Consider the following 21,058-nt stretch of genomic DNA (forward strand, 5'->3'; position numbering starts at 1 on the left):
TTGCATGGCAACACGGATCTCGCCCTCGACGCCCCCGATCGCCTGCTGTAGCGCGCGGGCAAAAACCGGGTTGGGGGTGTCGACGCGGACCGGATACTGCAGCAACCCATCAGTGTAGAACATTTTCATAGCCTCAGCGCTGGGACATTTCGGTCAGGCGCACAATTGGGATGGAGGGCATGGCTAGCCAGCAGACGGCTGCCACGACGGCCTAACGTGGAGAACCGAGGCATGTTCCGACGTCTTTGTACGCTGTTGCTCAGAATACGCTCATCCCGTACACCTAAGGTTACGTATAAATTTCCAAGCGCCACGTTTAGACCGAGCTTGCTAATAAAAAAATTAGCCGTGGCGGCACGATTATCTGCAATTTCAGTGTAACTTCGGCGCAGCTGAACGGTTGTACCCCATCATCGAAGAAGGAAGCTACGCCATGACCGCGAATCAGGAGACCCGGAACTTCTTCGTTGTGGGCTTGCGCGACGCCCATGCGTTAGAGAACCAGGCCCTCTCCCTAATCGATCGGCAGCTTGACCGGTCAGAAAGCTATCCAGAAGTCGCTGAGATGCTTAGGCAACATAGGGGCGAGACCGAGCAGCAGATTCTCCGCCTTCGAGAGATATTGACAAAGCTGGATGAGTCTCACTCGGGCATGAAGGACGTGGCCTTGTCCTTCGTCGGCAACGTCGCTGCGCTGGCGCACACTGTAGCGGACGACGAGATCATCAAAAACTCTCTCGCGAACTTTGCCTTTGAGAACTACGAAGTTGCCAGCTACCGGAGCCTGTTGACCGTAGCGGAAGCGGGAGCGTTCGCATTCGCGACGTCTCTGCTTAGCCAGTCTCTCAACGAGGAGCAAGCGATGGCCGACTGGATTGGCAGCAACCTTCCCGCGCTGACGACGAAGTATTTGTCGTTGCGTTCGCATGGCATGCAGGCCGACCGATGAGCGGCCCGAACCCCAGCCGCGCCGATTTGGCAGGTTGGACCGTGGGTTACTTCAAGTTTGAATTGACCTGCGGTTCAGTCGTCCGCACGGTCATTAGGAATAGTGCTTCTGATTTGCTTTCTGAAATGCAGGCTGTGGACCGTCATGACGAGACGTTCAGAATTTGCGCTGTCCTTGAATTGACCTATGACCAGCTCGTTGACTTGGCGTCCGCTGAAAGCATGCAGCACGATGAACCGCTGATTTCGGGCAACTAATCGGTTGCCCTTTTGGGCTGCACTTTGATGTCCCGCCTCACCAATAGATTGGAGCATTCCATGCAAAGACGCGCGTTTATTTTGGCAGCCGCAGGCGTACTCCCGATTGTCTCTGTTGCATATGCAGCACCGCCCACGGCAACCCCGATCGGATCAATGGAGGAAAAGCATGTCCGCGACACACTCGCTGCCGGCAAGCTCGCTCTCGAAACAAGCCGGATTGCGCTCCAGAAAGCCCAGGATGCGTGGGTGAAGAAATTCGCTCAGTTCGAGGTTGCGGAGCAGGAGACGCTGGCTGACGTTCTGCGGGTGGCCAACCCTGCGGCGACGTCGACTCCGCCTGCCGGCCAACCTGATGAGGTGGGCGAGTTGGCCAAATACGCCGGTGCTGAGTTCGACGCGGCCTATGTCGGGCTTCAGCTCGACGGGCACAACAAGCTGCTCGCCATTCAAGACGAGTACCTCAAATCAGGCAAGAACCCGCCACACGTGGGAATTGCTAAGCTGGCCCGCGGACAGATCAAGGAACATATCGAGCTGCTCAACACCATAAAGCAGCAGGCCAAGGGCTGAGCAACAAGAGGGCCGTGCGGATATAGCCCCCGCTGAACGAGTTGACCCGGAGCGGCGCCGGTCACCTGGCGGTGCCGGGGCACTTGATCCGCGCCGCCGAACATAGCAGCCGCGCCACACGACAGACTTGCGCCAGGGCGGTCGCCCCCTGAAGGGTCGAGACTTGGCATCGCCCGCTTCAGCCGGGGGGCTCGCGCTGCTCAGCATGGCGGAGACGCCACTCGGTGGGTGACATGCCAGCCCAGGCCTTGAACGCCCTGCTAAAGGCGAACGCATCAATAAGGCTCACGGCGGCACCCACCTCGGCCGCGGTAATCGCCGTGCCACTCAGGAGGTGCGCCGCAAACTCAAATCGTATCTCGTCCAACAAGCGCTGGAACGTCATGCCTTCGGCCGCGCGCGTTCGATGCAACGACCGGCGGCTCATCCCAAGTTGCTGCCGCATGTCGTCGACAGAGTGGGCGCCGTCGCAACAGCGGCGCGCTGCAAACAACGCGTATGCTCGACGATGTCGACAATCTCTTCCCCCCGTGGGGCCGTGCTTGCTCTCCACCCTTGCATCCGATCCGCGGCCAATTTGAACTCGGCCAGACCACAACGGCAAGGCGTCCGAGGGCCCCGCCCGCGGGAGCGCACCTCCGTCGCGAACAATCCCCAGGGGCTATCAAGGAACCGGAAGGGCCGGCGGAGATTATGGGGGGCCGATTGAAACTCAGGTGGGCGTTCGGCGTTCTCAAACCATGTCGCGGAACAAAGCTCTTATCATCGACGACGAAGCGTTAATCCGGATGATGGAGGCTGACACGGTTGAAGAGGTTGGTCTTGATGTCATCGAATGCGGGAATGCAGAGGCCGCTCTGGATTACCTTTCCGACCCCGCCAAGGCGAACGAAGTCTGCCTTGTGGTGACAGACGTTCGGATGCCGGGGCCGATGAATGGTGTGGAGCTAGCGCAGCACATCGCGGAGTATTTCCCCTGGATCCACCTCATCATCACGTCAGGTTGCCATGACAATCTGGGGCAGCGGCCGCCGAAGGCCGAGTTCCTGCCCAAGCCGTGGCCAATCGATCGGCTCACGCAAATTGCGAAGAAAGCGCAAGCTGAGTGCTAGGTCTGCTGAGAACACTTGGCGTTTGGCTCACAATACGCCAGAATCCTACAGATCATCGATGCCAGCGCTTAGAACACTGACGGGGATGGACATACGTACTACCATGCCATCGCGCCTCCATTCCCGCAGGATGGTCATCCTGAGCGCTTGCTTGATGGACTCCTCGAGGCGGGTGCCGAACCCGGCAATACCGGTGGGCGCGGTGACGGGCGGCCCACCCTGCTCCGCCCACGTCAAGTGCAGTATGTCGCCGCCGGCGATCCGGGCATCGATGGCGATACGGCCATCGGGCACCGAGAGCGCCCCGTATTTGGCCGCGTTCGTCACGAGCTCATGGAGCAGCAAGGCCAGGTTGACAAGGTTGCGCCCTCCGATCCCGACATCTTGCCCGGTAACGGCGGCTCGCGTCCCGTCCTCATTTGAATATGGGGCAAGGAGGCCGTCGAGCAACTTGAACAGGGTGGTGCTGGGCTCCGCCAGCATGTGGTCGACGGAGAGGCTCGGAAGCGTCATTTCATGCGCACGCGCCAGCGCGACGAGGCGCTCCTTCATCGCACGTGCGAGTGACGCGGGAGAGTCCGCGGTGCGGGCGGCCAAGGTGATGATACCGCCAGCAACTGCAAACAGGTTCTTGATTCGATGATGCATCTCCCGCAGCAACAGTGCCTGGCGCTCGGCCGCCCGCCTGCGCTCCGTGATGTCACGGGCCACCTTTGAGGCGCCCACGATCCGTCCATCATTGCTGCGCACTGGGGAAATCGTAAGGGAAATGTCGAGCAGCGTCCCGTCCTTCCGCCGCCTGATCGTCTCGAAGTGGTCGACGCGCTCGCCGGCGTGAATGCGGGCCAGGATGGCCGGCTCTTCACCGAGGCGATCTTCGGGGATGAGGATGGTAACGGACTTGCCGATGACCTCTTCGCCCGTGTAGCCGAAGAGCCGCTGTGCGCCCCCGTTCCAGCTGGTGATGATGCCCCTTAGGTCCTTGCTGAGGATTGCGTCTTCCGACGACTCTACGATGGCGGCAAGGAGGGCTGCCGGATCGTGCGCCTCGGGACGACCGTCCACGGCCTCTGGCGCCATTTTCGCCTGCGTGTTCCGTGCCTCTGCCGCCCCGGCAGCGGCGCCTCTCTCACCTTTTTTCGGCTCGAGGCTCGGTAGATCTACCATTTAGAGCATGCTCGTTCGAGGAGCGCGCCCCTCGCACGCTCGCCCGAGCGTATCCGACGGCTGCCCCTGTGCATAGAACCGGTTTGCTGGTGGTGAGTGCGCGGAGCCGGCACAATCGGCTCAGAAAGCGTGGCTCGATGGGCCTTCGAGCAGGCAGAGGCCAAACGAACTTCGTGACGCTCTAGACGTTTCTTAGGCTACTCAGGGAGGAGATCATGGCCGACGGCTGGTCACTTACCATCCGCGAGCGGTTTAGCGCCGAGGTTTGGTACGTGCGAATGCGTAACGCAGTCGATGCCGAGAAGGCGCTACGGGGGCTCCTGAACCTGGATCATGGAGCGCGAGTTGATGTCCGGAGACAGGTGCCGCAGGGCATCCTGGAAGCGAAAGGCGTAAGCGAAGGCGCCATGAGCAAGATCGCTTGCCGAGAGCCTTCTCCGGCGCGCGAAACAGATGGGCCCCCCCCGCAGCGGGGCAGCCGGGGCCTAGAGGGACTCGGGCTGGGTTAACGTGCGCCCAGCATTGTGGTTCCAGACCCGACGTCCGCGCCAACCGCCCTACATAACTTTCATCGTCGGCATGGGGATTCCCGGGCGCCGGCGGCTGCGAGACCAAGCGTGCTCCCGCCTGATGGCAATGGAGCAGACGCCTTGCCAAACATCGAGCATATGCTCGAGGAACTCGAGGCCGACATCGCGGCCGGCGAGGATCAACTGGTGCGACAGCGCGAGCTCATCGCCGATCAAGAAATCCGCGGTCAGAATCCAGCCTTCGCAAAGAGCATCATCAAGGAGCTCAAGGCGATACAGGCCAAACAGGTCGCCCTGCGCGAAAAGCTGCGGGCGGAAGTGACCCGACGCGCTTGGTCAGATCAGGACATGCGTGCGGCCGAAAGCTGGACCTCGAGCGAGCGGATGTAAGTTGGTCTGCCTTTCCGGCGTCGGTTGTCCATCATTCGCCGTAACGGCCGCCTGCGTGAATGCTCTCAAGGCGGCCTGCGCGGTTTTACATCGGGAAGCCTCCTCGGCAGTTGCGTGGGCGTGCTGGCAACCAACTGCTCTGCCCTCCTCCGATTCCGCGCACAGTCTCCAGCCCGGTGTCCCGTTTCCCCCAACTAGACGGACAGTGAAGACCCGCATCCTCCCGACTCCAAATTTTAGAACGCTTATAGAGATCAAATGTCCTAACGCGGAGTTCGTCCATTCAAACTCGTGTGAGTGAAGCGCCGCCCGCCGCGAGCTTCATGCTCTCAGCCGGCGTCCTTCAGATCTTCAGCGGCTCTCCCCGATCGGGAACGGCCGGCACCGCAACGCTGGCAGCGTGCAGGGCGCCCGCGAGCTGGAGGATGCGCTTGGCAAGCTCGCGCCTGGCGTAGCGGAAGCGTGTGATTAGTGTTCATCCTGGTCAGGCCTTCGTGGCAGCGGCACCGGCCGCGAGCAGCGAGCCGTAGGCGTTGAGGACGGCAGCGCAGGACTGCACGTCGACGACCTGGCCGGCCTGGAGCGCGGTGCAGGTGGTGATGACCGCGGGCGCGACCTTGGCGGCAGCGCTCTGGACCTTGGCGTTGCCGGTGGTGGCTGCGATGGCCGCGTAGGGGCAGGCGGCAGCGGCCTTGCCGGCCGTGCTCGACACTGAGGCATCGATACGGGCGGGGTCGCACGCGGCGAGCACCAGCGCGCACACGGCAGTGGCCGCGAGAGCGGTGAGCTTCATGTCTTAGGCGTGGTGGAACTTTGCGGGGTCGTCGGCTCTTCATGCCGCTCGCGAGGAGATTTTCAATGTCGGATAGCGAACAGAGCCAGGCCGAACTCGGCACTTGGTTCGTGATGAGGGGTGACAGCTTCGCCACCGGGGGGTTGGTAGCCTTGCGACTACATCTAGTTGAGCCGAGCGCGGAGCAAGAGCGCTCTGCGCCCGCGACGGAGCGATCCCTCGCATTGTTCCTTCCGAGGGAACGCGCCGCTGCTATCGCGCGCTCGATTCTGTCCGCCACGGCGGACTTGCCGGCGGCCGGGCCTCGCGCCCACTGAACGGGTGTCAGGATATCGCAGCCCGGCCGCCGGGAACAACGAGGGTCGGTGCGGCTTCCCCAGGCGAAAGGGAGCCGACGCATGGAAAGCAGCTTTGCCGAACACCTGTGGGCGTACGCCATCATCGGCGGCCCGATCCTTCTCGGGATCATCCTCGTGCTGGGCATCATCCGGACCCGCCGGCGGCGGCATCGCCCTGGCATGGAGGACTAAGGCCTGGGCTATGTGGCAGCCGGCGGCGGCGCGGTGCGCAGCGCGCGCCAAGTTTCCGGCCCGACAACGCCATCAACCGGCGACAGGCCGGCTTTGCCCTGGAAGCTCTTCACCGCCGTGATCGTCTTCAGGCCAAAGTCCGTCCTCGCCCACGCCGATCTGGTAGCCCGTGCGCGGGAGGTCGATGTCGGCGAGCTTCGTCGCCAAACCAATGAATTGCATATGAATTTCCAGAGGCGTATGCGCGCTCGGTTGCAACGCCGGAACGAGGACTCGACGTTGCCGGAAAGGGAAGCAGAAATTGGAAAGCACTGAGTTTTCGCTTGGCTTCTTTGCCGCCTTGACAGCCGCGATCCTGGCAATTTTATATTTCACTAGACGGATCGTTTATTGATATAGACTTTTGGATAAAGGCTATCGATGGAGCGATATTCTTCTTCGGCCGCCGCGTCCTTCTTCTGAGGGACTGGCTGGACATGCAGGTCCAAGCGGAAGCGCGCGCCCAGGGGGGCAGTTCGCCAAAAGGGGAATAGAAACGGCGAGCGCCCACGCGCTATGAATCGCGCAGGGCGGGGGCTCGGCGATGATCAATCAGCTGGTTCGGATTGTGGCGACAGCAGGCTATGCAGCGGGCACAGCCGGCCTCTATTTCAGCATCTGCGCCAGGCTTCTGGGATAATCGATGGTCATCTTTGGCTGGACCGAGCCGAAGATGGCTACCCGGTACACGCAAAAAGGCCCCAACGAAAGAAGCTCGCCGGGGCCGCAATGGGCTTGATCGACGTGGGGGAAAGCTAGTACACCTGGGTCCAACTTGAGCCGGACCCTTCGGTCCAGTTGGACACTTCGGGCGAAAACATCAACGTTTTCAATGCCGAACCTAGCGGGCGTAGTTCAGTGGTAGAACGACAGCTTCCCAAGCTGTATGTCGTGAGTTCGATTCTCATCGCCCGCTCCAGTTTTCCTCAACGTTTCAAACAGATACCGGCTTATTGACGGAGCAGGCGACGGCCTCGCAGAGCGGGTGTCCGGCGATCGTGTTCCCTGCCAAGCTCGAGCGGCTGCCGGCCGTGGCGAGTTTCGCCGGCGGCTGATGGCGGTGGTGTTCAAGGCGTTTGGCGCCGAAGCTGTCTCCATCATCAGCATGCGGCCGGCGTCGCGAGCGAAAGGAGGACCTATCGTGGCTAAGATGAAGGAATTCGAACCGGGCCGCGGCTACACCAGGGCGGATTGGGATGACGCGGAAACGCCGGAGGCGACCGCGGAGGAGCTTGCGGTCGGACCGTCTGAGAAAATAATGAAAGCTGTGGCACAGGCGGGCATCGCAGACCTTCGCCAGTCGGCCTAGCAAGCGCTCTACTCGCCTCGATCTCGTTGATCTTGACCACGCGCCGGATCTGACCGCGCGGCAGGCCAAGGACGCTGCGGCGGCACGGCGCGGCCGGCCGGAGTGCAAAGGCTCCCCGACCGGCTCATCCGCTAATCCCTGCACAGCGACATGCGTATTTCCCCGCCCAGACCGGCAATGATCAGGTCGTTCAAGACCACCGGGGAAGAGCCGCGCCCGCGGTTCGCACTGGCCGGCCGCGGTCGCGCTCGTCCTCGACGATCTTCGATGCCGGCCACCACCGCCTCGAGGCGCCGATCATCGACCCGCGGTCGGGAACCGTTGTTTGTGCGGGACCGGAGATCGGGCCGAGGCGGCGACCGCCCTATGTGCGGCGCGCGATGGCACCCCACCCAAGAAGGAGGATGACGGCGCCGACCACGGCGCCGACCAAGCCGGCACCTTCGCCGGGGCGGTACCAGCCCAGGGCCTGGCCGAGATATGTCGCGATGACCGCGCCGACGATGCCGAGGATGGTGGTGAGGATAAAGCCGCTCGGTTCATTGTCACCCGGGGTGATGAACTTGGCGATGACGCCGGCGACGAAGCCGATGATGATTGTCCAGATAATTCCCATAACTTAGCCCCCTTTTTTTGCCGAGCTGACGCCTATAGGAACTTTCTCGCGCTGTTCGGGTTCCGTCAGTCCAGCAGGAGGAGCATCTTCCATGAGCCGTGGCTTCCCATCAATGACCGCTCTGCTTGGCCTGTTGGCGGTCGCCGGTTTCCAGAATCGCGACAAGATCGCAGAGTTTCTCAATGGGCTCGGCAACAGCAAGCCTGCCGGGGGCCCCGAGGGTCCGGCGGCCCAAGGTGCGCAAGGAACCGCGGCTGGACAGGGCGGGTTGGGCGACATCTTCGAGAAGTTTCGTGACATGGTGAGCGGTGCCGGGACGAGCGCCGGCGGAGCCGGCGTCACGGGTGGCCTGTCTGAACTGCTGGAGCGCTTTCGCCAAAACGGCCAGGGCGAAACAGCCGAATCGTGGGTGAAGAGCGGGCCCAACAAGTCCATCGAGCCTTCCCAGCTCGAGCAGGCAATCGGACCCGACGTGCTCGATGCCCTGGTCGAGCGAACGGGGCTGAGCCGCCAGGAGCTGTTGGCGCGTTTGGCCAATGGCCTACCCGAAGCGATCGACAAATACACGCCCGACGGCCGGCTGCCGGCCGGCGGCTGATCGTCCGGGCTTTCCAACTCCGCCGAGGTCGGACGTGCGGCATGTCGATCAAGCCGGCGCTGGAAGCGGCGCTGCTGCGTGCAGCGCCGCTTCCAGATGGTTGGCGCAGTTCAAGGGTCCGAGGTACGGACGAGCGCGTGCCGCTTGCGCCCGGCGCTGAGCTTCAGCGCACCCGTTTTCAGATCGCCGGCGTTGACGGCCGCCGCCTCGTCGCCGATGCCGCGACCGTTCACCCGTGCACCGTTGCCGGCGATCAACCGCCGTGCCTCGCTCTTGGAGCCGACGAGCCCTGTCAGCACGAAGAGTTCCGCCACGGTGATGCCGCGATCGAGGCGGCTGCGCGGCACCGTGATCGTCGGCAGGCCGTCCAGGTCGTCTCCGCCTGCGAATGCCTGTCGCGCCGTCCCGGCCGCCTCGACGGCTGCCACCTCGCTATGGGCGAGCCCGGTCGCCGCGTGCGCCAGCACCTGCTTTGCCGCGTTGATCTCGGCGCCTTGCAATGCCTCCAGGCGCGAGATCTCGGCCAGCGGCAGGTCGGTGAACAAGCGCAGGAAGCGGCCCGCGTCGGCGTCTTCGGTGTTCCGCCAGAATTGCCAAAAGGCGTAGGGAGCGAGCCGGTCGGCGTTGAGCCAGATGGCGCCCCCAACCGTCTTGCCCATCTTCGCGCCGGATGCGGTGGTCAACAACGGCGTGGTGAGGCCGAAGAGCTGTCGTTGGTCGGCCCGGCGGCCAAGCTCCACGCCGTTCACGATGTTTCCCCACTGGTCCGCCCCGCCCATTTGCAGCACGCAGCCATGACGGCGCGCCAGCTCGAGAAAGTCGAACGCCTGCAGGATCATGTAGTTGAATTCGAGCAGCGTCAGCGGCTCCTCGCGATCGAGCCGCGTGCGCACGCTGTCGAAGCTCAGCATCCGATTGACCGTGAAGTGGCGCCCCACATCTCGCAGAAGCGGAATGAAGTGCAGGGCATCGAGCCAGTCCGCATTGTTGACCAGCACCGCGTCCGTGGGCCCGTCCCCGAAGGCGAGGTAGCGGGAGAACACCTGCTGCAAGCCAGCCAGGTTCCGGGCGATCTGCTGGTCATCGAGCAGCGGTCGCCCGCTGTCCCGGAAGCTGGGGTCGCCGATGCGGGTCGTCCCGCCGCCGACAAGCACGATCGGCTTGTGGCCGCTGCGCTGGAGCCAACGCAGCGACATCAGCTGCAGGAGATGGCCGGTATGCAGGCTGTCGGCCGTGGCATCGAAGCCAATGTAGGCGGCCACCGGCCCACCGCTCAGCGCATCGTCAAGCGCGGTGAGGTCGGTGCATTGGTGAATGAAGCCACGCTCATTGAGCGTGCGGAGGAATGCGGATCTTGGGCTGTGCATCGAGGTCTCTCACAGGGTGCATGCGGCACCCGGAGACCCTCAGACAGTTATGCAGAGCCGCCGGAGTGCGGCGGCTCTTGATCGTTGCTCGCAACAGATCGCAGCCGCCCTAAGGGGACGGCGCATAATACTGTGCGACGGAAAGCGAGCGGATCATGCCGTTCTGATAGTCAGGCCCCGGCCAGGCGTCAAGCACGAGAGATCCATTCGAACGCCTCGGAACGCGGTACACCGATCCGGCGCCAAGCCTAGCGCATTTGCATTCAATCGGGTCTTGCGTGACCTCTCCTACAGCTTGCCGGTGAGCAGCAAGACAAGCACGACGACGATCAGCACGCCGATGATGCCGGATGGGTAATAGCCCCATCCTGCCGAGTACGGCCAGGACGGGAGACCCCCGATCAGCAGAACGATGAGAATGAGCAGGAGGAGGATCGTCATCAGGCCCATGGGCGGATCCTTGGCTTGGCAGGCTGGCACATAGCGTCGGGGCAACGATCCGGACCCTTGCCGGCGGCTCTAGGCATGAGGCGCCGGGCCAGCATACACCCGGACCTCCGCCGCGCTCACTTCTTGGTGCCGCCAAACGCGTTAGACTGCCCCGACTGAAAGAACCACGAGGAAACGCCATGACTTACCAGACGATCTCGATCCGGCAGGACGGCCCGGTGGATTGGCTGACCCTGAACCGCCCCGATCGTCTCAACACCATCACCGGCCGGATGGTGGAGGAGCTTTGCGGCTACTTCGACGGGCTGAAACAGGACTACGGCGTCCGCATCGTCGTGATGCGCGGCGCCGGGCGGGGCTTCTGTGCCGGGCTCGACATCAAGGAGCACCAGCACGGCGAGCGCATGGACGGGGGCGGCGGCACGCTGCATCCGGGCTACCCCCTGTTCGACATCGTCAAGTTGATGCGGGATTGCCCCCAGCCCATCGTCGCCCTGCTGCACGGGCCGGTGTGCGGCGGCGGCATGGGTTTCGCGCTGGCCGCCGATATCCGCATCGCCGGCGAGAGCATGCGCATGAACGACGCCTTCGTGGCGCTGGGTCGCTCCGGCTGCGAGCTCGGCGTCACCTATTTCCTGCCGCGGATCGTCGGTCTCGGGATCGCGACGGAGCTCATGTACACCGGCGCCTTCATCGGCGCCGCCCGCGCCAAGGAGGTCGGCCTCGTCAACAAGGTGTCCGCCGACGACGACATGGAGGCCGCCGCTGCGGAGTATCTGGAGCCGATGCTTCGCACGGCCCCGCTGGGCCTGCGCATGACCAAGCAGACGCTGAACCGGGCCCTGCGGGTGAACGATCTGCTCGCGGTCATGGACCTGGAATGGCACGCGCAGGAGGTGTGCGGCGGCGGCCCCGACTTCGACGAGGCCATGAATGCCTTCATCGAGAAGCGCTCCGCCCGCTACACGCTGCCCGACCGGCGCACCTCCGCCTGACGGGCAGGGCGACGGCACAGGAAGCGCGTCCCAGCAACATCCGGTCCAATCGCGAAACACGCCGGCGATCGCGGCGCCGGGCAGCGGGTGCTGCGCCGGCTCTGCGACCCCTCCGCGGCCCCTTGGCCAGACGCAACAAGATCCCGCCCGCAAGCCGATGGGCGCGGCATGCCTTCCGGGGACAGGCCACGCGCGGGACATCGGATCGCCCGGCGGCAAGGAAAATCCGTCATGAACACAGCCCCGACGACCTGAACCGTTGAGGAATTGCAGCGGGACGCCCCCAGGGGTGTGGAGGCGCCGTCCCATGATCGCCTCCGGCGACGCTGCTGACCCGGTGCCATCTCCGGACCCGCGCTTGGTACCGGTCAATCCCACAGGCGCAGGCTGCGCACGCCCCGGCTACCTCATTCGGGCAGATTGCAGATCGACCCGCAGCCGCTCACCATCGCCCCAGGTTGGAGCTGCAGGGGCGGAGTGTGGCCGACAGGACGGTTTGGATGCTGTTGATGATGGCGGCGGGGCTGCTCACGTGCACCGTTTGCCTCTTCCTGGTCAACGCTCTGGTCGCCAGCGGATAGGTGAGGAGCCATAGCGCTGGGCCAAGCGGGACGCAGCCGCGTGGGGACGGCAACCCTGGTCGACCCGAGTGCGCCTCGCGATTGGGCGGAAATCACGCCATCGCCAGAGAAGCGGCTCAGATTCAATAGCTTGGATCATTTTTCCCAATCGGGAAATGCTCTAAGCACCCTGAATCCGGGCGCCCGCACCGATCGCCAGGTCCATCCGAGGGGTGAGTGATGCCTCGATCGGGGCCGTCGGCAACCGCGGGGCGGGTTGTGGCTGAGAAGAAGCTTACGCATGATCGTGGCGCGATGCGGCCACGGGCGACCGGCCGGCGTTGCTGCGGCTAGAACCGAAGGGGAACCGGATTTTGTTGAACCCTGTCGACCGCAGCTTCGGTGTTTCGCTCGCCCTCGCCTCCGAGAACGTCGTTCTCACAAGCGTGAAACCGCGGACGGGCGCCACCGAGGCTGGTGTCGCACTGCCGGCGCTCGACCTGCCGCTCGATCACGAGAAGGCGAACGAGGCTTCGGCGTGCATCGGGCACCGGGAGATGCTCATCGTCGAACGCATCGAGGCCGGGCTTCCGGATCGCAGCTATCACAACGTCAATGACATGATCGCGGCCCATGGCGGCGAGCTGGTGGCGGGATGGATGCTGGAATACGTTCCAAACGTCCTTATCCGCGCAGCGCGCCACGCCGTCTGGCGGGATCAGGACGGCGTGCTCTTCGACGTCACACCGGTCCGCCGCCCCGCCGACCAGACGCGGTCGACCTTCGCCCCGGACGAGGAGACATTGCTCGACTACATCGCGTCCCTGCCGGTCGAGGATCGCTATGTCGTCCTGGCCAGGGATGCCGACGTGCGCTCGGTGGCCGTCCAGTACAAGCGCAACATCGCAGCCCAGAGAAAGCTCCTGGCGCGAATAGTTGCCGACTTCAGGTACGAGATCCGACCGGGCGGGGGCTTGCAAGGGCCGTCGCTCCTCGAGAATTATCCGGATCTCAGCCAGGAGGTCGACGACAGTTACTTCAAGATGCACCGCTACCGCCGCCGGGTGCTCCAGCGTTACTTTCCCGAAGAGGCTGCCGCACTGGCGGCGATGGCGCCTTCGGCACGAGCGCGCAAGCCGGTCCCGACGTCAGGAAGGCCGAGCACCGCCGGCAGCTAAAGCGATTTGCGACGGGTGGAATCAGCCGATCGGCTTCGAAAAGCGGGAACATTTTGCTGCGGTCGGATGATGCTCGTCCAATCGCGAAATGCTCCTGGCGGCCGCGTGCCGCTGGCGCACTGGGGGCGATGAGCGACGATGACTGGGGGCGCCTCGCGCCCTTCGTCGACGCCGACGCCGGCCGGACGCCGCACTGCAGGTCGGCTTCGTCGGCTGGCTTCAGCGCGAGGCGAGCGCCGACGATCGGCACCGCGTGGCGGAGGGCTGGAACTGGGACCGGGACCGGGGGTGCTGGAGCGGATTGGGGCGCGGCCGGACTGCGAGCCGGCGACGGCCCTGCTGCTCTTCTGGCGCACCGCACCGGATTTCGACCTCCGCCATCCGCCGGACGATGCGTCCGCGAACGATGAGGCATGGCAGTTGCAAGAGCTGATCAGAGGCCGCTGGCGGCGCGGCCGCTACCGCCGCGCCGAGCTGTCGTTCGACATCGAGGACATTCCGCTCGTGAGTGACAAGGCATCGTACAATGCGGCCGCGCGGGCGCTGGAGGCGACGACGACGGCCGCGGAGCAGTTCGCCGAGCTTGAGCACCAGCTCGGACCCGACGCCGTCGCCGGGGCCATGCCGCCTTCCATGAGGATCTCGCTGCCGGTCCGGACGCCGGTGGGTGAACGGCTGATCGAGGGCATCCCGGCGCGGTTCTGGCCCGCGGCGTTGCAGTGACGGACCGAGCCGATTCGAGCGGAGATCCATCACACAGCAGCGGGAGCCCGGTTGCGCGCCCTCCCTTGGCGCAAGGCGCCCATTCGCTGAGCGCAGCTGGCGCGACCGCCAGGCCGTGCCATGGTCGTGGACGCTCCGCCCGCATGACGCCGACGAGGTTTCCATGGCACCCCCCCAGCCGATCGACGAGAATGCCTACCTCGGCGAGCTCCAGGCCCTCTACGCCAAGGCTTGGCCGGCGGGGCTCGACCGCACCATCGCCTATACGCACGGCGAAAGGCCCCTCACCGACTATCTGGGAATCTGGGCCCGCACCCGGCCGGACAAGCCGGCGGTCATCTTCTATGGCGCGGTGATGACCTACCGCGAGCTTGACGAGCTCAGCGATCGCTTTGCCGCCCTCCTGGCCGGGCACGGCATCGGCAAGGGCGACCGGGTCTCGCTGTACCTGCCCAATTGCCCGCAATTTCATGTCGCCTTCTTCGGCATCCTCAAGCTGGGCGCCGTCCACTGCCCTGTGAGCCCCCTGTCGAAGGCGTTCGAGCTCGCCTATCAGGTCAAGGATTGCGGCTCCCAGGTCATCCTGGCACAGGACCAGCTGATGCCGGTGGTGCGCGAGGTGCTGGTCGAGACGGGCATCCGCAAGATCTTCGTGACCAGCTTCGCCGATGTCGTCCCGGCCGAGCCGTCGATCCCAGCCCCCGCCGCCGTGCGCGCGCCTGCCATCCCCTGCCCCGACGCCATCGACCTGATGCCGGCATTGGCCGCCATCGACGACGCGACCTACCCCCCCGGCGCGACGCTCGATGATGTCGCCGCGCTCAACTACACCGGCGGCACCACCGGCCTGCCCAAGGGCTGCGTCCACACCCAGCGCGACATGATCTACACGGTGGCTGCCAACATGTCGCTGGCGCCGCCACCGGACGATTCCGTCTCGCTGAGCTTCTTTCCCGAGTTCTGGATGGCCGGCGAGAACAGCTGCCTCGTCTTTCCCGTCTACAATGGTGCTACGCTGGTGCTGCTGACACGGTGGGACCCCGTCACCGTCATGTCCGCCATCGAGCACTACCGGGTGACGGCGACGGCGATGCCGGTGGATGGCGCGCTGGAGATCATGGACCATCCACGCTTTCACGAGTTCGACTTGAGCTCGCTCGTCAACGTCCGCGTCGTCTCGTTCGTCAAGAAGCTGACCATCGACTACCGGCGCCGCTGGCAGCACATGGTGGGCACGACGCTGGCCGAGTCGGCCTGGGGCATGACCGAGACCCAGACCTCCGACACCTTCACCACCGGCATGCAGGACGACGATTTCGACCTGAAGTCGCGGCCGACCTTCGTCGGCCTCCCGGTGCCCGGCACCCAATTCAAGATCTGCGATTTCGAGACCGGGGCCATCGTGCCGCTCGGCACCGAAGGCGAGATCTGCTGCCGCTCGCCCTCCCTGCTCAAGAGCTACTGGAACAAGCCGGAAGCGACGCGGGACGCCTTGCGCGACGGCTGGCTGCACACCGGCGACATCGGCGTGATCGATGCACAGGGCTACCTGTTCTTCCTCGGACGCCGCAAGGAGATGATCAAGGTCAAGGGCATGAGCGTGTTCCCGGGCGAGATCGAGGCCATCCTCGGCCAGCATCCGGCGGTGGCGGCGAGCGGCGTCGTGCCGCGGCCGGACCCGGAGCGCGGACAGGTGCCGGTCGCCTTCGTGCTGCTGAAGCCCGAGCAGACTGCGGGCGCCGAGCCCGGCGCCATGGAGGCCTGGTGCCGGGAGCGCATGGCGAGCTTCAAGACGCCCGAGGTGCGCTTCGTCGCCGCCCTGCCCATGACGGCGACCGGCAAGGTCAAGAAGAACGAGCTGGGCGAGCTGCTGAAGCCCGCGTAGCGAAAGGCGTCGCGGTCAGGCCGCGAGTGCCGCCCGCCGCGGGCTGACGAGGTGCTCCTTGAGCACCGTATCGGAGCCGTCGACCTCCCGGAGCAGCACGTCGTAGCTCCACAGATCGGCCAGGTGCTGCAAGACGCGCTTCAGGTCCGTCTCGGCGAGCAGGCCGCCGTTCACCACGGTGTGGCGCAGAATGAGACGCCGGTCACCGGCGAGATCGACATCGACGATCTCGATGTGCGCGTCGATCCAGCCGACGTCATACTGGCGCGACAGCTGGCGGCGGATGCGCCGGTAGCCGCGCTCGTCGTGGATCGACCCGATCTTCATGCCCGCCTTGTCCGCGGGGTCGTCATTGAGATGGAACATGCGCATGCGCCGCATCAGATGCGGGCTGAGAAACTGGGCGACGAAGCTTTCGTCGCGGTAATTGGCCCACAGGTCGCGCAGCACCGCCATCGCATCGCCCGTGCCGGCGATGTCGGGAAACCATTCCCGGTCCTCGTCCTGCGGCTGGGTGACGATGCGCTCGATGTCCTGCATCATCGCGAAGCCGAGCGCATAGGGGTTGAGGCCGGAATAGCGGGGATCGTCGTATCCCGGCTGGAACACGACGTTGGTGTGCGACTTCAGGAACTCCAGAAAATCGCCATCGCCGATGGCGCCCAGCTGGTGCAGGCGGTTCATGACGCGATAGTGGACATAGGTCGCCGTCCCCTCGTTCATGACCTTGGTCTGCCCCTGCGGGTAGAAGTACTGGGCGACATGCCTGACGATGCGCAGCAGTTCGCGCTGCCACGGCGCCAGCCGCGGCGCCGCCTTCTCCAGGAAGTAGAGGATGTTCTCCTGGGGCAGGCCGGCCAGGGAGCGGCGGCGCTCCGCCTCCAGGTCGGGCGTCGCTCGCGCCGCGCCAGCCGGCAGGGTGCGCCAGAGATCGTTGAAGATGCGCTCGTTGTGCGCCTGGCGATCGCGTTCGCGCCGCTCCTCCTGGCGCAGGTCGAGCTTCTTCTTGCCGGCATAGCGGTGGACGCCGTGCGACATCAGCGCATGCGCCGCATCGAGGGTGCGCTCCACCGCGGCCGGCCCATAGCGCTCCTCGCAGCGGGCCACGTAGTTCTTGGCGAAGTCCAGATAGTCGAGGATGCCCTCGGCGTCGGTCCACAGCTTGAACAGATAGTTGTTCTTGAAGAAGTGGTTATGTCCGAACGCGGCATGTGCGATGACGAGCGTGTGCATGGTCGCCGTGTTCTCCTCCATGAGGTAGGAGATGCAGGGCGAGCTGTTGATGACGATCTCGTAGGCGAGCCCCATCAGGCCCTTGCGGTAGAAGGCCTGCTGGTGGGCGAAATGCTTGCCGAACGACCAGTGCTTGTAGAACAGCGGCATGCCGATCGAGGAATACGCGTCGAGCATCTGCTCGGCCGTGATCACCTCGATCTGATTGGGATAGATGTCGAGCCCGAGCTCGGACACGCCCACCGTGTGGCAGGCATCGTAGACGCGCTGCAAGGTGGCGAAGTCCCAATCGGCCCCCTGGAAAAGCCGCTCCATGCTCGTGACGGCCATGCTCACAGCCCCCTCAGAACCGACTACGCCGCACGACGCTGGAACAGCTCGTGGAACACCGGATAGATCTCCGTCCGGCTACAGACCCGGCGCAAAGACAGCAGCGGCCACTGCGTATTGATGCGCTCGTAGAGGGTCCACAGCGACGAGCCGGAGACCGGCGAGCTGCCCATCTCGTCGACCTCCAGATAGGCGAAGTACTGGCAGACCGGCAGGATGACGTCGTTCATCAATTGCTCGGTCGCAGCCGCGTCCGAATAGGAGTTGTCGCCATCCGAAGCCTGCGCCGCGTAGATGTTCCAGTCGGCCGGCGGATAGCGCTCGGCCACCACCTGCTGCATGGCCAGCAGCGCGCTCGATACCTGGGTGCCGCCGGTCGCCGGGCTGTGGAAGAAGGTGTCCTCGTCCACCTCCTCGGCACGGTCCGTGTGGCGGATGAAGACGATCTCGACCTGTCGGTACTGCCGGACGAGAAAAATGTAGAGCAGCATGTAGAAGCGCTTGGCGAGGTCCTTCATGTGCTCCGACATGGAGCTGGACACGTCCATGAGGCAGAACATGACCGCCTGTGCCACCGGCTTCGGCTCGTTCTCGAAGTAACGGTAGCGAATGTCGATCGGATCGATATAGGGAATCCGCCGCACCTTCGACTGCAGCGCCTTGACCTCGGCTTCCAGCGTCAGGCGGCGCTCGTCGTCATCGCAATCGGCGATCTCGGCATTCAGTCGCTCCAGGGTGTCCTGTTTGGGGCGGTGCAGGGCCACCCGTCGCATCATGGCGAGCCGCATGGTGCGGTTGACCGCGATGTTGGCGGGGGAGCCGACCACGGCGTAGCCGGCCCGCACGGGCTTGACCTGATCGGCGTTGGCCAGCTTCGTCTTAGCCAGGTCGGGCAGTTCCAGATCGTCGAGGAACAGGTCGAGAAATTCATCGCGCGACAGGATGAAGCGGAAGGCGTCCTCCCCGTCTCCACTGCCGCCCTCCCGCGGGTCACCACCCCCGCCCCCGTCGGGCCGGGGAATGACGTCACCCTCGATGAAGTGCTTGTTGCCGGGCAGAATATGCTCGCGCACGCCCTTGGCGCCGCGGTGCAGGCGCGGCTCCTCCAGACCGTCGAGTGGAATGCTGATTTCCCCGCCCTCCAGGATGTCCTGGATATTGCGCCCCTGGGCGGACTTGGCCACAGCGCGTTGCACCAGCGCCTTGGCCCGCCGCAGGAACTTCTGCCGATTCTCCAGGCTTTTACCGCCTGGATTCAAGCGCCGGTCGACAATGTGCATTCCCGCTCTCTTGGTTACCGCTCAGCCGGCCTGCTTCACCCGCATGTACCACTCAACGAGGCGGCGGACCTGCCGCTCGGTGTAACCGCGCGACGTCATGCGTTCGACGAACTCGCCGTGCTTCTTCTCCGTATCGCCGTCCTTCTTGGACCCGAAGGAGATCACGGGGAGCAGATCCTCGACCTGCGAGAACATGCGCTTCTCGATGACCTCCCGGATCTTCTCGTAGCTGGTCCAGCTCGGATTGCGGCCGGCATTGTTGGCCCGTGAGCGCAGGCAGAATTTGACGATCTCGTTGCGGAAATCCTTGGGGTTGGCGATGCCGGCCGGCTTCTCGACCTTTGTCAGCTCCTGGTTGAGCAATTCGCGATCGAGCAACTGCCCTGTGTCGGGATCCTTGAAGTCCACGTCCTCGATCCAGGCGTCGGCGTAGTCGACGTATCGATCGAACAGGTTCTGGCCGTAGTCGGAGTAGGATTCCAGATAGGCCTTCTGGATCTCGTGCCCGATGAACTCGGCGTAGCGCGGCGCCAGCTCGCTCTTGATGAACTCGAGATACTGCTTCTCGGTCTCGTCGCGCAGCTGTTCGCGGCGAATGGCCTGCTCCAGCACGTACATGAGGTGCACCGCATCGGCGCCGACCTCGGTCGTATCGTGATTGAACGTGGCCGCCAGCACCTTGAAGGCAAAACGGGTGGAGACCCCCTCCATGCCCTCGTCCACGCCCGCCGAGTCCCGGTACTCCTGCACGCTGCGCGCCTTCGGGTCCGTCTCCTTGAGGCTCTCGCCGTCGTAGACGCGCATCTTGGCGTAGGGCGTCGAGTTCTCGTGCTTGGCAAGCCGCGACAGCACCGAGAAGCGCGCCATGATCTCCAGCGTCGCCGGCGCGCAGGGTGCCTCGCTGAGCTCCGAGGTCTTGATCAGCTTCTCGTAGATCTTCTGCTCCTCGGTGACCCGCAGGCAGTACGGCACCTTGACGACGCAGATTCGGTCGAGGAACGCCTCGTTGTTCTTGTTGCCCTTGAAGCTCTTCCACTCGGCCTCGTTGGAGTGCGCCAGGATGATGCCGGAGAAGGGGATCGCGCCGATGTTTTCGGTGCCGATGTAGTTGCCTTCCTGCGTCGCCGTCAGCAGCGGATGCAGCATCTTGATCGGCGCCTTGAACATCTCCACGAACTCGAGGATGCCTTGGTTGGCGCGGTTGAGGCCGCCCGAGTAGCTGTAGGCGTCGGGATCGTTCTGGGCCAAACTCTCCAGCTTGCGGATGTCGACCTTGCCGACGAGCGAGGAGATGTCCTGATTGTTCTCGTCGCCCGGCTCGGTCTTGGCAATGGCGACCTGGCGCAGGCGCGACGGCTGGATCTTGGCCACGCGGAAGCGCGAGATGTCGCCGTCGAAGGCTTCGATCCGCTTCAGGCACCAGGGGCTCATCAGCCCGCTCAGACGTCGCACCGGGATGCCGAAGCGCTCCTCGATCATCGGCCCCATCGTCACCGGATCGAACAGGTTCAGCGGGCTCTCGAACACCGGGCTGAGCTCGTCACCAGCCTTCAGCACGTAGATCGGGTGCTCCTCCATAAGCGTCTTGAGCCGCTCGGCCAGCGAGGATTTGCCGCCCCCGACCGGCCCCAGCAGGTAGAGGATCTGCTTGCGCTCCTCGAGCCCCTGAGCCGCGTGCCGGAAGAACGAGACGATCCGCTCGATCGTCTCCTCCATGCCGTAGAAGCCGGCGAAGGCCGGGTAGACGCGGATCGTCCGATTCAGGAAGATGCGACCGAGGCGTGCATCCCTGGACGTGTCGATCAGCTCCGGCTCTCCCATGGCGGCGAGCAGGCGCTCCGCGGCATTGGCATAAAGCAGCGGATCGTCCCGGCACGCCTCCAGGTAATCCGAAAGCGTCATTTCAGTCGCGCGCCGCGCCTCGAAGGCGCGCGCGTACGAGTTGAACAGCGATTCTTCGAACATGGCGCCTCTGCGTATCACTCTTGCAATATACGTCGGCATCAGATACGGGGACGCAAGTCCTGGTGCGTCACTCTGCGACTTTTGCCCCTTGGGGCCTATTGCACCCGCACTCGGGCGGCGCAGCAACGCATTTAAACGTGCGATCCCGCGTTTTTGTTCAGGCACATGCACAAAAGATGTGCATATCTGGCTTTTCCAGAGCACAGTGTCGCAGTGGCCACGGCAACTT

General features: G+C 64.3%; 24 protein-coding genes and 1 tRNA gene. 13 read left to right on the forward strand and 12 right to left on the reverse strand.

Annotated features, from left to right (window positions below):
* On the reverse strand, nucleotides 1-123 hold a 123-nt coding region (locus tag IEW34_RS30830), incomplete at its 3' end, for a manganese catalase family protein (RefSeq protein WP_244642303.1).
* Between the two features lie 310 nt (nucleotides 124-433).
* Here IEW34_RS30830 and IEW34_RS29050 point away from each other — a divergent pair.
* The 3 genes from IEW34_RS29050 to IEW34_RS29060 are packed head-to-tail and all read left to right on the forward strand — an operon-like array spanning nucleotide 434 to nucleotide 1,779.
* Nucleotides 434-949, forward strand: coding sequence for a ferritin-like domain-containing protein (locus IEW34_RS29050; protein WP_188612756.1), 516 nt, complete (start codon nucleotides 434-436; stop codon nucleotides 947-949).
* Nucleotides 946-1,206, forward strand: coding sequence for a hypothetical protein (locus IEW34_RS29055; protein ID WP_188612757.1), 261 nt, complete (start codon nucleotides 946-948; stop codon nucleotides 1,204-1,206). The genes IEW34_RS29050 and IEW34_RS29055 overlap by 4 nt, the downstream gene beginning before the upstream one ends.
* 60 nt (nucleotides 1,207-1,266) lie before the next feature.
* Complete coding sequence (locus tag IEW34_RS29060) at nucleotides 1,267-1,779, forward strand: DUF4142 domain-containing protein (RefSeq protein WP_188612758.1); 513 nt, start codon at nucleotides 1,267-1,269, stop codon at nucleotides 1,777-1,779.
* A gap of 178 nt (nucleotides 1,780-1,957) precedes the next feature.
* On the opposite strand, the gene IEW34_RS29065 is transcribed toward IEW34_RS29060, so the two are convergent.
* Nucleotides 1,958-2,224 (reverse strand): helix-turn-helix domain-containing protein, encoded by a 267-nt coding sequence (locus IEW34_RS29065; RefSeq protein ID WP_194446533.1) that lies wholly within the window; start codon nucleotides 2,222-2,224, stop codon nucleotides 1,958-1,960.
* 295 nt (nucleotides 2,225-2,519) lie between these two features.
* Here IEW34_RS29065 and IEW34_RS29070 point away from each other — a divergent pair, with 295 nt between their 5' ends.
* Nucleotides 2,520-2,891: a response regulator gene (locus IEW34_RS29070; RefSeq protein ID WP_188612760.1), complete on the forward strand. Its 372-nt coding sequence runs from the start codon at nucleotides 2,520-2,522 to the stop codon at nucleotides 2,889-2,891.
* A 45-nt stretch (nucleotides 2,892-2,936) separates the two neighbouring features.
* Here IEW34_RS29070 and IEW34_RS29075 read toward each other — a convergent pair whose 3' ends face one another.
* Complete coding sequence (locus IEW34_RS29075; protein ID WP_244642297.1) at nucleotides 2,937-4,058, reverse strand: PAS domain S-box protein; 1,122 nt, start codon at nucleotides 4,056-4,058, stop codon at nucleotides 2,937-2,939.
* A 650-nt stretch (nucleotides 4,059-4,708) separates the two neighbouring features.
* Here IEW34_RS29075 and IEW34_RS29080 point away from each other — a divergent pair.
* Complete coding sequence (locus tag IEW34_RS29080; protein WP_188612761.1) at nucleotides 4,709-4,978, forward strand: hypothetical protein; 270 nt, start codon at nucleotides 4,709-4,711, stop codon at nucleotides 4,976-4,978.
* A 484-nt stretch (nucleotides 4,979-5,462) separates the two neighbouring features.
* On the opposite strand, the gene IEW34_RS29085 is transcribed toward IEW34_RS29080, so the two are convergent.
* On the reverse strand, nucleotides 5,463-5,771 hold the full coding sequence (locus tag IEW34_RS29085; RefSeq protein ID WP_188612762.1) for a hypothetical protein: 309 nt from the start codon (nucleotides 5,769-5,771) through the stop codon (nucleotides 5,463-5,465).
* 398 nt (nucleotides 5,772-6,169) lie between these two features.
* Here IEW34_RS29085 and IEW34_RS30995 point away from each other — a divergent pair, with 398 nt between their 5' ends.
* Nucleotides 6,170-6,301, forward strand: a complete 132-nt coding sequence (locus IEW34_RS30995; RefSeq protein ID WP_280516349.1) for a hypothetical protein — start codon at nucleotides 6,170-6,172, stop codon at nucleotides 6,299-6,301.
* Between the two features lie 8 nt (nucleotides 6,302-6,309).
* Here IEW34_RS30995 and IEW34_RS31185 read toward each other — a convergent pair whose 3' ends face one another.
* Nucleotides 6,310-6,414, reverse strand: a complete 105-nt coding sequence (locus IEW34_RS31185) for a peptidoglycan-binding domain-containing protein (RefSeq protein ID WP_210324620.1) — start codon at nucleotides 6,412-6,414, stop codon at nucleotides 6,310-6,312.
* Complete coding sequence (locus IEW34_RS30380; RefSeq protein ID WP_210324621.1) at nucleotides 6,374-6,676, reverse strand: hypothetical protein; 303 nt, start codon at nucleotides 6,674-6,676, stop codon at nucleotides 6,374-6,376. The genes IEW34_RS31185 and IEW34_RS30380 overlap by 41 nt, the downstream gene beginning before the upstream one ends.
* Nucleotides 6,677-7,184: 508 nt before the next feature.
* Between IEW34_RS30380 and IEW34_RS29095 the strand changes: the two genes are divergently transcribed.
* Both IEW34_RS29095 and IEW34_RS29100 read left to right on the forward strand, forming a co-directional pair.
* Nucleotides 7,185-7,259: transfer RNA gene (locus IEW34_RS29095), tRNA-Gly, on the forward strand.
* A gap of 135 nt (nucleotides 7,260-7,394) precedes the next feature.
* Nucleotides 7,395-7,649 carry a hypothetical protein gene (locus IEW34_RS29100; protein WP_188612763.1) on the forward strand — a complete coding sequence of 85 codons (255 nt, stop codon included), beginning with the start codon at nucleotides 7,395-7,397 and terminating at the stop codon, nucleotides 7,647-7,649.
* Nucleotides 7,650-8,013: 364 nt separating this feature from the next.
* Here IEW34_RS29100 and IEW34_RS29105 read toward each other — a convergent pair whose 3' ends face one another.
* Complete coding sequence (locus tag IEW34_RS29105) at nucleotides 8,014-8,265, reverse strand: GlsB/YeaQ/YmgE family stress response membrane protein (protein WP_188612764.1); 252 nt, start codon at nucleotides 8,263-8,265, stop codon at nucleotides 8,014-8,016.
* 91 nt (nucleotides 8,266-8,356) lie between these two features.
* Here IEW34_RS29105 and IEW34_RS29110 point away from each other — a divergent pair, with 91 nt between their 5' ends.
* Entirely contained in the window at nucleotides 8,357-8,863 is a 507-nt protein-coding gene (locus IEW34_RS29110; RefSeq protein ID WP_188612765.1) for a YidB family protein, read from the forward strand.
* Between the two features lie 110 nt (nucleotides 8,864-8,973).
* Here IEW34_RS29110 and tyrS read toward each other — a convergent pair whose 3' ends face one another.
* The gene (gene tyrS, locus IEW34_RS29115; RefSeq protein ID WP_188612766.1) at nucleotides 8,974-10,230 is read right to left on the reverse strand and encodes a tyrosine--tRNA ligase; all 1,257 of its coding nucleotides are present in this window, start codon (nucleotides 10,228-10,230) and stop codon (nucleotides 8,974-8,976) included.
* 288 nt (nucleotides 10,231-10,518) lie between these two features.
* Nucleotides 10,519-10,671 carry a DUF3309 family protein gene (locus tag IEW34_RS29120; RefSeq protein ID WP_373288356.1) on the reverse strand — a complete coding sequence of 51 codons (153 nt, stop codon included), beginning with the start codon at nucleotides 10,669-10,671 and terminating at the stop codon, nucleotides 10,519-10,521.
* A gap of 188 nt (nucleotides 10,672-10,859) precedes the next feature.
* Between IEW34_RS29120 and IEW34_RS29125 the strand changes: the two genes are divergently transcribed.
* The 4 genes from IEW34_RS29125 to IEW34_RS29140 all read left to right on the forward strand — a co-directional run bounded on the left by IEW34_RS29125 (nucleotide 10,860) and on the right by IEW34_RS29140 (nucleotide 16,021).
* Nucleotides 10,860-11,675, forward strand: a complete 816-nt coding sequence (locus IEW34_RS29125) for an enoyl-CoA hydratase/isomerase family protein (RefSeq protein WP_188612767.1) — start codon at nucleotides 10,860-10,862, stop codon at nucleotides 11,673-11,675.
* Between the two features lie 937 nt (nucleotides 11,676-12,612).
* A complete protein-coding gene (locus IEW34_RS29130) occupies nucleotides 12,613-13,413 on the forward strand; it encodes a hypothetical protein (RefSeq protein ID WP_188612768.1) in 801 nt (266 codons plus the stop codon).
* Between the two features lie 288 nt (nucleotides 13,414-13,701).
* The gene (locus IEW34_RS29135; protein ID WP_188612769.1) at nucleotides 13,702-14,136 is read left to right on the forward strand and encodes a hypothetical protein; all 435 of its coding nucleotides are present in this window, start codon (nucleotides 13,702-13,704) and stop codon (nucleotides 14,134-14,136) included.
* 163 nt (nucleotides 14,137-14,299) lie between these two features.
* Nucleotides 14,300-16,021, forward strand: coding sequence for an AMP-binding protein (locus tag IEW34_RS29140; protein WP_188612770.1), 1,722 nt, complete (start codon nucleotides 14,300-14,302; stop codon nucleotides 16,019-16,021).
* Between the two features lie 15 nt (nucleotides 16,022-16,036).
* Here IEW34_RS29140 and IEW34_RS29145 read toward each other — a convergent pair whose 3' ends face one another.
* The 3 genes from IEW34_RS29145 to IEW34_RS29155 are packed head-to-tail and all read right to left on the reverse strand — an operon-like array spanning nucleotide 16,037 to nucleotide 20,829.
* Nucleotides 16,037-17,584, reverse strand: coding sequence for a SpoVR family protein (locus tag IEW34_RS29145; RefSeq protein WP_188612771.1), 1,548 nt, complete (start codon nucleotides 17,582-17,584; stop codon nucleotides 16,037-16,039).
* 23 nt (nucleotides 17,585-17,607) lie between these two features.
* Nucleotides 17,608-18,864, reverse strand: coding sequence for a YeaH/YhbH family protein (locus IEW34_RS29150; protein WP_188612772.1), 1,257 nt, complete (start codon nucleotides 18,862-18,864; stop codon nucleotides 17,608-17,610).
* Between the two features lie 21 nt (nucleotides 18,865-18,885).
* Nucleotides 18,886-20,829, reverse strand: a complete 1,944-nt coding sequence (locus tag IEW34_RS29155) for a PrkA family serine protein kinase (RefSeq protein WP_188612773.1) — start codon at nucleotides 20,827-20,829, stop codon at nucleotides 18,886-18,888.
* Between the last annotated feature and the right edge of the window lie 229 nt (nucleotides 20,830-21,058).

The sequence above is a fragment of the Chelatococcus reniformis genome (assembly GCF_014640075.1).
Classification (GTDB): Bacteria; Pseudomonadota; Alphaproteobacteria; order Rhizobiales; family Beijerinckiaceae; genus Camelimonas; species Camelimonas reniformis.